8 protein-coding genes are annotated in these 12,580 nt (G+C 47.5%); all 8 read right to left on the bottom strand.

Features of this window, described 5'->3' with window-relative positions; genetic code table 11:
- Positions 1-497: 497 nt before the first annotated feature.
- Positions 498-2,039, bottom strand: a complete 1,542-nt coding sequence (locus tag P8O70_05490; GenBank protein ID MDG2196330.1) for a flagellin — start codon at positions 2,037-2,039, stop codon at positions 498-500.
- Positions 2,040-2,283: 244 nt separating this feature from the next.
- The gene (locus tag P8O70_05485) at positions 2,284-3,825 is read right to left on the bottom strand and encodes a flagellin (protein ID MDG2196329.1); all 1,542 of its coding nucleotides are present in this window, start codon (positions 3,823-3,825) and stop codon (positions 2,284-2,286) included.
- Positions 3,826-3,941: 116 nt separating this feature from the next.
- Positions 3,942-5,483 (bottom strand): flagellin, encoded by a 1,542-nt coding sequence (locus P8O70_05480; protein ID MDG2196328.1) that lies wholly within the window; start codon positions 5,481-5,483, stop codon positions 3,942-3,944.
- Positions 5,484-5,731: 248 nt separating this feature from the next.
- The gene (locus tag P8O70_05475; GenBank protein MDG2196327.1) at positions 5,732-7,273 is read right to left on the bottom strand and encodes a flagellin; all 1,542 of its coding nucleotides are present in this window, start codon (positions 7,271-7,273) and stop codon (positions 5,732-5,734) included.
- Between the two features lie 79 nt (positions 7,274-7,352).
- A complete protein-coding gene (locus P8O70_05470; GenBank protein MDG2196326.1) occupies positions 7,353-8,987 on the bottom strand; it encodes a flagellin in 1,635 nt (544 codons plus the stop codon).
- Positions 8,988-9,176: 189 nt separating this feature from the next.
- Entirely contained in the window at positions 9,177-10,610 is a 1,434-nt protein-coding gene (locus tag P8O70_05465; protein ID MDG2196325.1) for a hypothetical protein, read from the bottom strand.
- Positions 10,611-10,649: 39 nt separating this feature from the next.
- Positions 10,650-12,251 (bottom strand): flagellin, encoded by a 1,602-nt coding sequence (locus tag P8O70_05460; GenBank protein ID MDG2196324.1) that lies wholly within the window; start codon positions 12,249-12,251, stop codon positions 10,650-10,652.
- A gap of 137 nt (positions 12,252-12,388) precedes the next feature.
- The coding region (locus P8O70_05455) for a hypothetical protein (GenBank protein ID MDG2196323.1) at positions 12,389-12,580 on the bottom strand (192 nt) is incomplete at its 5' end.

Below are 12,580 nucleotides of genomic sequence, written 5' to 3'. Positions count from 1 at the left end.
CTGTGTCAGCCTCATAAAAAATGGCTCTCGGGCCTTGTACGAAGTGGAAGAAGCAGTTCAATGCTTGCTCTCTTACCTACTTCATTAATTGATACTTCAATAATTAAGATTATTAAAATTTTGACTGACTCTTCTCAGCTTATTTTAGTTACTGTGCGATAAGTCCACGCAGATGCGACTCTTTGATCGCTTCAGATGAAATATTTGCTAGACAGACAGATCTGAACTAGGAAATCACTAACTGAAATCGAAATTCGCTTCACCAAGATCTTAGCAGTCCGTAAGCCTTTTACGGATTTAAAGAGGAAAGTCAGATAGACCTCCACAGTAACTTTCATTTCGAAGAGCTTAGTTCATCACGACCAGTCCAAGTTATGCTCTAGTCATGGATTTATTAGAAGGTACCCAGCAGATACCTTCCCAAAAATCCACCAACTTTTATCTGAGGGAAACTCTGGAATAAGAACTTCCAGAGATTTCCAAGGTTTGCAGTGGAATCAGTTGAACAAGCGGAGAATGGACTGAGATCTTGCATTCGCCTGAGCCAACATTGCTGTTGCTGAATCCGTCATGATCTGGTTGCGAGTGAACTTGGTCATCTCTTCCGCCATATCGGCATCGCGGATCACAGATTCGGAACTCATCACGTTCTCATGAGCGATTCGCAAGTAGTTCAGGTTGCTCTCCAGATTATTCTTCTGGAAGGCACCAATCTCACCACGTGTTGAGGAGACTTCTTCCAGGGCTCGATCAATCACACACATCGCATCCTGAGCCTTCTGGGCACCGGTCACATCAATATCTGCCAAGGAGACAAAATCACTTTCGTTGTCAACACCAGTCCCCAGTGTATTGGTCTGCATGTTGCGCAATGAGATAGACGTGGTCTGCTCACAGTTTGAACCAATCTGGAAGACCAGTGAGTTCTGCGCCAAGGCAATCGAACCAGCTCGCACTCGACCCATGTTGCCCAGATCTCGCTCCACCATCTGATTCGGTGGAGTCATCTCAGCCGGAACATCTGCCGGGGGAACTAGGCCAGGCAGAGCCAAGCCGGTGTAGCGTATTGCCAATCCATCGGTGTTGGAATTACCAGAGTTCCCAGTCAGAATCTGGCCCTTACCCGAGGCTTCCTCACCATTGATCTCACCAGCGACATCCAAACCATTCTCGATGGTGTCGTAGACATCCGCCCGGCTACCCAAAAGTCCAGCCGTTGTGGTTGCAACCTTGAAGGAGTGTTCGCTGCCAAATTCTTTGTGGCGCAAGCTAATGATCTGCGGCGAATTTGGATCGGTAGATTTTTCATCGAAGCGAATCATATCTACGTTCAGGCCTGCTTCCTGAATCGCTGCATTCAGCGCATTCAGGTTCGTCTCAACTGTCTCTCCCTTGATTGTCTGGAAGTTTACAGTCTTCGCCCCCTCAATGATCGTGATCTGCTCTCCTCGGTCAATAATTCCATTTGTCAACGCCTGAACCCCTGTTACCTGCGCGCGACGGGCTGCCTGGGTAATATCAACGTTATATCCATTGGGACCTGAACTCTGGGTTGCCTGGCTAGCTCCAACAAACTCCAGATTTGTTCCAGAAACTACTCCCGTGGCACCCTTGCTACCGTCAAGCAGGTTCTTCTGGCCAAACTGTGTGTTCTTGGCGATCCGGTTGACTGTTGCCAGAATGTTGTCGATCTCTTGCTGATTTGCTCGCAGCATGAACTCATCGTTGACAGCTTCGTTGGCCGAGGCAACAGCCAGTTGACGAGCATTGATCAGAGCTGAACTGACCTCATTCAAAGCTGCTTCTGCCGTCTGCACCAGAGCTACACCGGCTTCTGAGTTATCAATAGCTTGTTTCAAACCAGCAGTCTGTGATCTCAGGCGCTCGCTGATGACTAAGGCAGCAGGTCCGTCAGCTCCTCGGTTGATCTTCAAGCCAGAAGACAAGCGCTCCATGGTTTTGGCCTGCTCGGCGTTATTGGTGATCAGATTGCGATGGCTGTTGATCGCTGGCATATTGGTGTTAACGCGAAGTGACATAGTTCCTCCTTGATCACTTTTGATAGTTAGAATCCCCCGCAGGGAATGAATCCCCACGGGATTCTATTGATCGAGGTCCGACACGTCCCTGTGTCAGCCTCTTCGAAAATGGCCTGGAGGCCGTAAGTGAAGGCGGAAAACGCTGAAATACCCATTTCCGTGGTTCCTTCACTATTAATAATCTTAGTAAATCTAATTATCGAAGATGCTGCTGAAAAACCCTACTTTCTTCGTATTCATTTGCTTAATTGAACAATCTCAAGATGGACTGTGCTCGTGCATTTGCCTGTGCCAGCATCGCTGTTGAGGAATCAACCATGATCTGATTACGTGTGAAGTTGGTCATCTCTTGGGCCATATCCGCATCACGAATCACTGACTCTGAATTCATCACGTTCTCATGGGCGATGCGCAAGTAGTTCAAGTTGCTCTCCAGATTGTTCTTCTGGAAGGCACCAATCTCACCACGAGTTGAAGAAACCTCTTCCAGGGCTCGATCAATCACACACATTGCGTCCTGAGCTTTTTGGGCATCTGTCACATCAATATCTGCAAGTGAACCAAAATCACTCTCGTTCTTTACACCTGTGCCCAGACTATTTGCTCGCATATTGCGCAAGGCAACTGAGGTTGTCTGCTCACAGTTAGCACCTACCTGAAAGACCAATGCGTTCTGAGACAAGGAAACTGTACCAGCCTTAACGGGTACCAGATTACCGAGTTGTGCCTCACTTCTCTGATCTGGCGGCGTCATCTCCGCAGGAATATCAGCCGGCGGAAATTCACCAGGAAGAGCCAAGCCATTGTAGCGGATAGCCAAGCCATCTGTGCTTGTGTTGCCGGCATTGCCAGTTAGCACCTGCCCCTTGCCAGAAGCTTCCTCACCGTTGATCTCACCCGCCACATCCAAACCATTTGTGATCGTGTCATAAACATCAGATTGACTGCTCAGTAATCCTGCTGTTGTGCTAGAAACTTGGAAACTATGTTCACTGCCGAATTCCTTGTGGCGCAGACTGATGACCTGTGGAGCATTAGCATCCGTGTTGATTTCCTCAGGACGGATCATGTCCAAGTTGAGCCCGGCTTCCTTAACAGCAGCTGTCAGGGCGTTCATGTTATTCTCAACTGTCTCACCCTTGATCGTTTGAAAGTTAACTGTCTTGGATCCCTCTGTAATGGTGATCTGCTCACCACGATCAATGATCTCGTTGGTCAAAGCTAGGGTGCCAGTCACTTGAGTTCGCCGAGCTACCTGCGTAATGTGGACTGCATAACCTCTAGGGCCAGAGGCCTTAGTGTCTCTGGTGGCTCCAACAAATTCCAAATTGGCTCCGGAAACGACTCCGTTTGCACCTTTGCTACCATCGAGCAATTTGTTCTTACCGAACTCTGTGTTCTGAGCAATCCGGTTGACTGTTGCAATGATGTTATCAATCTCTTGCTGATTCGCTCGCAGCATGAACTCATCATTCACTGCTTCATTAGCTGAAGCGACAGCAAGCTGTCGAGCGTTGATCAATATTGAGCTCATTTCGTTGAGTGCGCCTTCTGCCGTTTGCACCAGTGCTATCCCTGCCTCAGAGTTATCAATTGCTTGTTCTAACCCAGCGGTCTGAGCCCGTAGACGCTCGCTGATCACTAAGGAAGCAGGACCGTCAGCTCCTCGGTTGATCTTCAGACCAGAAGACAATCGCTCCATCGTACGAGCCTGATTCGTGTTGTTCAGAATCAAGTTACGGTGACTGTTGATCGCTGGAATATTGGTGTTTACTCGTAAAGTCATTGTTCCTCCATGAACACTTGTGATGTTTAGAACCTATGTAGATTCTTTATCTAAGCCTGACACTTCCTGTGTTAGGCTTTCTATGAAAACTTATGCAGCCAATCTGGCTACATTTCCTAATTCAGTAACTGTAGAACTGCCTGTGATCGCGCATTCGCTTGGGCCAACATTGCTGTTGCAGAATCCGTCATAATTTGGTTGCGGGTGAACCTGGTCATCTCCTCGGCCATATCTGCATCTCGAATTACGGACTCTGAATTCAATACATTCTCATGCGCAATACGCAGATAGTTGAGGTTGCTCTCCAGATTGTTCTTTTGAAAGGCACCAATCTCTCCTCGCGTTGATGAAACTTCTTCCAAAGCTCGGTCAATCACACACATCGCATCTTGAGCTTTCTCGGCATCCGTCACGTCAATATCTGCCAAAGAGGTAAAGTCACTTCCGTTGTCAACTCCTGTACCTAATGTGTTGGTTTGCATGTTGCGCAACGCTATCGAAGTTGTCTGCTCGCAGTTGGAACCAATCTGGAAGACCAGTGAGTTCTGGGATAGTGAAATCGTTCCTGCTTTGACTGGCACCAAGTTCCCCATACTCGCCTGAGTGACCTGATCTGCGGCAGTTTCAGGCTGAGGCAAATCTGGTGGATTTGGCTCACCTGGAAGCGCCTGGCCAGTGTAGCGGATCGCTAACCCTTCGGTGCTCGAGTTTCCATCGTTGCCAGTTAGAATCTGGCCCTTTCCTGTGGCTTCCTCACCGTTGATCTCACCCTGTACGTCCAGCCCGTTGTCAATCGTGTCGTAGACATCACCTTGCGTAGAAACAAGACCAGCTGTGCTGCTTGATACTTTGAAAGAGTGTTCACTACCAAATTCATTGTGGCGCAGGCTAATGATCTGTGGAGCATTAGCATCTGTAGAGTCTTCAGCGGGACGAATCAGCGACAGATTTAGCCCAGCTTCTTCGATTGCTGCTGTCAATGCGTTGAGGTTAGTTTCAACAGTCTCACCCTTGATCGTTTTGAAATTTACTGTCTTGGAACCTTCCGTGATCGTAATCTGCTCACCTCGATCAATGATCTCGTTGGTCAAAGCAACTGACCCAGTGATTTGTGCGCGACGTGATGCTTGAGTGATGTGAATCTCATATCCACTTGGCCCTGAACTCTCAGTCGCCTGAGTGGCTCCCACGAACTCTAAATTTGCTCCTGAAACAACACCCGTGGCTCCCTTGCTACCATCAAGCAAGTTTTTCTTGCCGTACTGAGTATTTTGAGCAATTCGGTTCACAGTTGACAGAATGTTGTCGATCTCCTGCTGATTTGCTCGCAGCATGAACTCATCATTTACTGCTTCGTTAGCCGATGCGACGGCAAGTTGGCGAGCATTGATCAAAGCTGAACTGACTTCATCCAGTGCGGCTTCCGCTGTTTGTACCAACGAGACTCCAGCTTCTGAGTTATCGATGGCTTGCTTCAATCCAGCCGTCTGAGCTCGTAGACGCTCACTGATCACCAAGGAAGCTGGACCATCAGCGCCACGATTAATTTTTAGTCCGGAAGACAAACGTTCCATGGTCTTGGCTTGCTCAGTGTTGTTGATGATCAAGTTCCGGTGACTGTTGATTGCCGGCATATTGGTGTTGACTCGTAGTGACACAATTCCTCCTTGAATCTGATTGGGTAGGTGTCTTTATCGTATTGGCGTTAATCGAACACGGTATGACACCTCCCTGTGTCACCCTCCCTACACCGAAAGCCAGTGTAGAAAATGGATATTTAACTTTGACGCTTCGTGCGTACTTTCCGAAGACCAGCAAGGTCATCCGAAAGTATTCACTCAGATATTTTCGATAATCTGAATTTTAAGCTAAAGGACCTTGCTAACCAAGGTCCTGCTCTCTTCTATTATTGCAACAGCTGCAACACCGATTGTGGACGCTGGTTTGCCTGAGCCAGCATAGCCATCGTAGTATCCATCATGATCTGGTTGCGAGTGAATTGGGTCATCTCATCCGCAATATCCGCATCACGAATCACTGACTCACTCTTGCTCAGGTTCTCGTGAGCATAACGCAGATAGCTCAGATTGCTTTCCAGATTGTTCTTCTGGAAGGCTCCCAGTCGGGCTCGTGTTGCATTAACTTCCTCTAGGGCTCGATCAATCACGCACATTGCGTCCTGCGCCCTGTCAGCACTTGTCACATCGATATCTTGAAGAGAATCGAATTCAGATTTATTGCGCACACCTCGACCAAGTGCCTTAGCCCACATGCTCTGGATCGCTAGAATCGTCGTCTGACCACAGTTGGCTCCTACCTGAAAGTTCAACACTGTCTGTGAGAAGGTCACTCCACCGACTCGCTTGCCAGCTTGGTTCTGTAAATTCTGCTGAAAATTCATTTCCCTAGTTGTACCCAATGGCATGAACTTGAGATCATCTTTGCTGAAACCAACATCTTCACCAGTATAACGAATCTGAAGTCCCTCAACCTTCGCAGCACCTGGTCCACCTGTCAGAATCTGACCTTTCCCCTTTGCCTCCTCTCCATTGATCTCGCCTTGCACATCCAGTCCGTTTTTCACTGTGTCGTACACATCGCCTTCGGAGGAGAGAATTCCTGCCGTAGTGCTGGAGATGCTAAAGGAGTGCTCACTACCATAGTCCGAATGCTGAAATTCAAGCACCTGTGGTGCATTCGCATCCGTATCAATCTGTAGAGAACGATTCATCTTGATCCGTAACCCTGCATCCTTGATTGCTTTTTCCAGGGCATTTAAGTTGGTTTCAACCGTCTCACCCTTGATTGTCTGGAAGGTGACCGTCTTGTTTCCTTCGCTCAGAGTGATCTGCTCGCCTCGATCAATGATGGTGTTGTCCAACGCCAGTGAGCCTCGCACGATGGCCTGAGTCGCCGCTTGGCGAATGACGACATCGTAGCCTCGTCGACCGGAACCTTTTGTTTTTTCGTCTGCTCCGACATACTCCAGATTTTCTCCTGTCGTCACGCCATTGCCTCCCTTGCTGCCATCAAGCAATGTCTTAGTTCCATACTGTGTGTTCTTGGCAATCCGGTTGATCGTACCCAAAATATTCTCGAGCTCTTGCTGGTCAGCTTTCAGCATCACTTCATCGTTGACTGCTTCGTTTGCTGCATGAACCGCCAACTGCCTTGCGTTTACCAAGGCTGCGCTTACCTCATCCAAAGCACCTTCCGCTGTTTGTACCAGTGAGATGCCAGCTTCAGAATTATCAATCGCCTGTTTAATTCCACCAATCTGCGCTCGTAGACGCTCACTGATGACCAGAGCTGCTGGCCCATCAGCACCACGATTGATCTTCTGACCGGATGAAAGGCGCTCCAGATTTCTTGAAGAAATCTCATTGTTTCTTGCCAACATACGGTGAGCGTTGATCGCTGAAATGTTTGTATTAATGCGTATTGACATGGTTACCCCTCATTCTGGGCAGTAATGAACTTCGACGAAATCGTCAGAAAGAATGAATTCGAGATTTTGAAACAAATTGTTACTGTAAGAGTCTCATCAGGACACTTGGAGCCTGATTCGCCTGAGCCAGCATCGCGACGTTAGCTTCCATCATGATTTGATTTCGGGTGTAGAGCGTCATCTCCTCAGCAACGTCCGTATCACGGATGACGGACTCTGCCTTTGTCACGTTTTCATGTGCGCTTCGTAAGTAGTTCAGGTTGCTCTGGAGATTGTTTTTGTGGAAGGCTCCCATCCGGCCACGTGTTCCAGAAACTTCCTGAATTGCTTTGTCGATCAGGCAGATAGCGTCTTGAGCTCCCTGTGCAGTTCGGACATCAATATCTGCTAATGACTTGAATCCTGAGAGATTCTCAACGGCTCTTGCCAATCCCTTCGAGGTAATCTCACGAATACCATGAGTAACGGTTTGACCACAGTTGGCTCCAATCTGGAAATACATCGAGTTTTGAGTAACGGTGACAGAGCCAACGAATTCACCTTTCTCACTGGCTTTTGCACCGGTGTAAAGAATTTCTAGACCATCAGCCTGAGTGAAAGCACCTCCTTTGAGTACTTGTCCCTTGCCAAAAGCAACCTCTCCTTGAATCTTGCCAGCTATATCACGACCGTTGTTGATCTCTTGAGGCACGTCTGACTCTGCTGCTACCAAACCTGCAGTAGTGCTGGTGACTGAAAAGACTGGCTCTGTCCCATAATCCTTGTGCCGCAAGGTGATGAATTGTGGCTCGTTGGAATCGGTAATGTTTGCAGCAGCCGCACGCACATCATCTGCGGTTAAGCCAACCTCACGCAGGGCAGTGGCAACATCTTCTTGGCGAAGCACATCCTCAAGTGCGTCTGCGTTGTTATGTACCCCGATGATCCGATAGCGGATGCTCGAGCGCAGATCACTATCCTCCAGCAAGGACTCCAGCTGCTGCTGATTAGGCAACACCAATTCAACACCGATGTTTGAATCGGCCATCGTCTTCTTCAGCGCATTGAGATTTGCTTCGATTGTTTCACCACGTAGGGTGTGGAAAGTAATTGTCTTTCCACCTTCTTCAATTGTGATTTGCTCACCGCGGTCAATAATTTCATTTGTTAGTGCCAATGTTCCTGTTACTTGGGCACGCTTAGCAGTTTCCACAACCTCAATCTTGTAGCCACCTACTCCAGAGCCTTTTGTCTTCTCGTTGGCGCTGACAAATTCCAGATTCTCCCCGCTGGTCACTCCGTTTGCACCACGACTACCATCAAGCAGATGCTTCTTGCCATATTGCGCATCTCGAGAGACCCGGTTGATCATGCTTAGGATGTTATTGATTTCCTCTTGATCTGCATGGAGCATTTCGTCGTCATTCACAGCTTCGTTTGCAGCATGAACGGCCAATTGACGCATGGTCACCAGAGAAGCACTGATTTCGTTCAGTGCACCTTCCGCTGTTTGAACCATTGCGATGCCAATTTCAGAGTTATCGATGGCTTGTCGCAGACCACCAATTTGGGCTCGCAATTTTTCTGAAATAACCAATGAAGCCGGACCATCCGCTGCCTGGTTGATCTTCATACCGGAGGAGAGCCGCTGTAATGTCTTGTTAGTCACATCATTGTTGTTCACCAAATTGCGGTGTGCATTCAGTGCAGCAATGTTATGTTTAATTCGCATCATGGTGTTACTCCAACGAAAGGTTATTTTTACCTAAATTTTCGATATAATCGAAATAACTAAAATTTATTAAAGCTGTCTGTATCACCCCTCCAATGGGCTTCTATTTCTTGAATTTTTCCTGATCGGAGCATCCAACTTCGCATCAAGGAAATTCATATTTCAGTATGCGGTGATTTCACCACAGTAATTTTAGTCCAGCAACGACTGCAAAGAAGTCATTGAATGACTGGCCTGTGCCTGCAATCCGCTCATTTGGTCCTCCTGCATTAGCTTTGAGGTAGCGATCGCAGCGGCATGAGCCTGATGTACGTTATTCAACTGTTCAGCTTCTGGGACCAACTTGGTATGTTTCTCACGCAATTGCACCAGTTGCCCTTGAAGTCGGCGTGTTCGAAAGCTCCCAACTTCTTCCAACTGACCGTAGATTTCCTGCTTGGCCTGTTCAATTAAGAGCAGTGCGTCCTTACCACCTTGTGCAGTAGTAATGTTCAAGTCACCCAAATTTTCGAATCCTGAGGGGTTTGGGACATGTCTTCCCAAGTCTGCGCTACAAACACTCCGCATGTTGAGCCGTAATGGAGCGGCGTGACTGCCGAAGCGCAAAGCATTTTGAAAGAGGGAAACCGAACCGTGTAATGGCACCTGAACCCGAGGGGTTCGACCATTGATTCTTAAGCAGACTCCACTAACTCGACCAGAGCCGGTTGGTACATAAAGAAACGGGCCTTCACCCGTACCTTCCACACCATCAATCCGACCGACTACGTCGATGCCAGGATTAGCTCTACGAACAGTACCTTGTTTTGAGCCAAGGATTCCTGCAGTGGAGCTTGCTGCTTCGAAAGTGGGTTTGCTACCCCAATATTGATGTTCAACCTCCAGCAACTGATCTGCTCGCAGTTTCACATTAAGTGGTAATCCAGCTCCTTGAAGCTCGTTATTCAATCGCTTCAAAAATTGTTGATGATCTTCATCGTGTTGGGCTCTGAAACGATGTTGCTTTTGTTTTTCACGGAACCAGAGTTGCTCTCCAGCTCGGAGTAGTTCTCGAGTTAGGGGTTGTAGTCCGAGTAAAGTTGATGGGGCTGGAGCCCGTGTAACAACTACATCATAGCCAGATACTGGTGCAGTCTGTGTTTCTGCTGTGGCGGAAACAAATTCCAAGTATTCACCCTGCGCAACTCCATGAACCTCATGGCTACCGTCAAGTAGTTTTTCAGGACCGTAGCTTGTCACTTCAGCGATGTGATCAATGTTGAGGAGCACATTTTCTAGTTCACGTTGGTCCGCATTTCTTAAGACTAAGTTGTTTTCCATTCCGGTGGAGGCGTAGCCAGCCAGCTTCTGTAACTGTTCCAGTAGCCTCAGCAACTCGTGGAGTGCAGCTTCTGCTGTTTGAATTAGTGAAACACCAGTCTCTCCGTCAACAATGATCCGGGTCAAACCTGCTACCTGCGCCTGCAATCGTGGTGGAATTACCAATGAGACAGGTCCATCCTGATGGGATCCTGCTGTCTCTCCTTGCAGTCGCTTGGCGTGGCGGTTTTCATCCCGCTTACGTTGCTGCTGTTGTTGGAAGGCCCCTAGCGGAGACAGGCCTCCTCTAATATTTAGGGAATTCATGGCATCTTCTGAAGGTTAGCTTCAAAGTTATTGTAAAAATTATACAGCACTGATTAGTTGTAGGACTGATTTTGGTAATTGGTTCGCTTGTGCAGTCATTGCGGTACCAGAAGCCAATAAGATTTGATTTCGTGTAAAATCACTCATTTCTGCAGCCATATCAGCGTCACGAATTGTGGATTCTGCACTGACCAAATTCTCATTATGAACCCGGAGGTTACGTAAATTAGTTTCCAGTGAGTTTTTCTGGAAAGAACCAATATCAGCTCTACACTGACTGACTTGGTTTATCGCTTCATCAATCATACAGATTGCATCTGAGGCTCCTTGCTGCGTAGTCACATCAATATCAGCCAGGCTTCTGAAATCACTTTCGTTTTTTACACCTTTCGCTAATTCATTGGATCTCACGCTACACAGAGAAAATGCCTCTTCTTGTTCACAGTTTGGCCCAACTTGAAAAATCATTGAATTTTGAGTGACATGAACATATCCGTCAGTTTCTTTACCTGCCAAAGTGCTGTTGTCATCCAACACTTCGCGGACTTCAACAAGTTCACCAGTCTCTGGATTAATGTATTCTTCGATACGACTACCCAACTCCTTGGTATATTCGATGGCTAAACCTTCGATGGCAGTTCCTGGAGCTCCAGTGAGTCGTTGGCCTCGTCCAATCGCAATTTCTCCACCAATGAAACCCGCCACATCACGCCCACCTTCTGAAAACTGAGCCTCATCAGCTATTTGGGTTAGCACCTCAGGTTGATTTACCGTAATACTGAAGCTTGGCTCACTACCAAAGTGCTTGTGGCGAACTGTCAACATCCCCGCACGATTGATATAAACCTCTACTTGAAGCCCGTTCTCATCCGCTTTGTCATTCATAGCTCTAGAAATCAGCTGCTGCATTCCCTTTTCAACATCTTCTCTAGTGAACAGCTCTGGAGAACGGTAGTGGTTATCAAGTAGGCGGTTTAAGCTCTCAGAGAGCGGGCCCTCTGTGGTGTTGAGCGACATCATCGCCTTACCTTCGTTGATTACGAAGGTGAGGCCTTTCTCTACGTTCTCAATCTCAATTGGCTTGGTCCCTGACATCCGTGCTCGCACACCAACTTGGAGAATATCTATCGGATACCCTTCTTTTGTTGGTGCAGCCTGTGTCTTTTCAGACGCAGAAACAAAGCGAAAGCCGTCACCTACAGTGACTCCGTTTGCTGCATTGCTACCATTGAAAAGCACTTTTGAACCAAATTGCGTTGAGTTTGAGATACGATCCAAGGTAGCCAGAAGGTTCTCAATTTCATTCTGATCTGCTTGCATCATTTGATTGTCATTTGCACCTTCGTTTGCAGCATGAACCGCTAGTTGGCGCATGTTGATCAGCATACTACTAACTTCACTGAGAGCACCCTCTGCAGTTTGGACCATCGAGATCGAAGTTTCAGTGTTGCGCATTGCTTGGTCTACACTACCGATCCGAGCTCTCATATTCTCTGAGATCATCAGTTCAGCCGGCGAATCTCGTGCAGAATTAATCCTGAGACCGGACGACAAGCGCTCCAAATTTCTTGCTGTATGTTCTGCGGTGTTGGTCAGGTGGCGCAGGGCGGTCATGGATGCAATATTATGATTCACTCGCATGGCTAACTCCTAAAGCTCATGATTGATTCGGCTAGACCGAATATGGCAGTCAATTATCAAATTGAAAAAAATCGTTATTATTCAAATTATCTAAATAGAGTAAAGTTTGTCAGATTTATTCTGAAAAAATATATTTTTCAGAGAAAAATACTCGTGGGTATTTTGCTTCGGTCTGCTCTAGTCAACCGATTCTGTAAAATTGGTTGAAGCAGGCAGCCAATAATGATTCCGCGGAAAGCTATGCTTGAAAATTGATTTGCCAAAGCGAGCAAATATCTGAGCCAGGCTGATGCTCTGTTCAGCAGAACAATTCCTGTCCAGATTAACAT

It is taken from the genome of SAR324 cluster bacterium (assembly GCA_029245725.1).
Taxonomy (GTDB): domain Bacteria; phylum SAR324; class SAR324; order SAR324; family NAC60-12; genus JCVI-SCAAA005.
Note: the sequence above shows the minus strand (reverse complement) of the source record. Positions and strands in the feature narration are given on the sequence as shown.

Bases quoted from the DNA above. Each gene is read 5' to 3' on its own strand.
- P8O70_05470 (MDG2196326.1), bottom strand. From the start codon at position 8,987: ATGATGCGAATTAAACATAACATTGCTGCACTGAATGCACACCGCAAT.
- P8O70_05475 (MDG2196327.1), bottom strand. From the start codon at position 7,273: ATGTCAATACGCATTAATACAAACATTTCAGCGATCAACGCTCACCGT.
- P8O70_05490 (MDG2196330.1), bottom strand. From the start codon at position 2,039: ATGTCACTTCGCGTTAACACCAATATGCCAGCGATCAACAGCCATCGC.
- P8O70_05465 (MDG2196325.1), bottom strand. From the start codon at position 10,610: ATGAATTCCCTAAATATTAGAGGAGGCCTGTCTCCGCTAGGGGCCTTC.
- P8O70_05460 (MDG2196324.1), bottom strand. From the start codon at position 12,251: ATGCGAGTGAATCATAATATTGCATCCATGACCGCCCTGCGCCACCTG.
- P8O70_05485 (MDG2196329.1), bottom strand. From the start codon at position 3,825: ATGACTTTACGAGTAAACACCAATATTCCAGCGATCAACAGTCACCGT.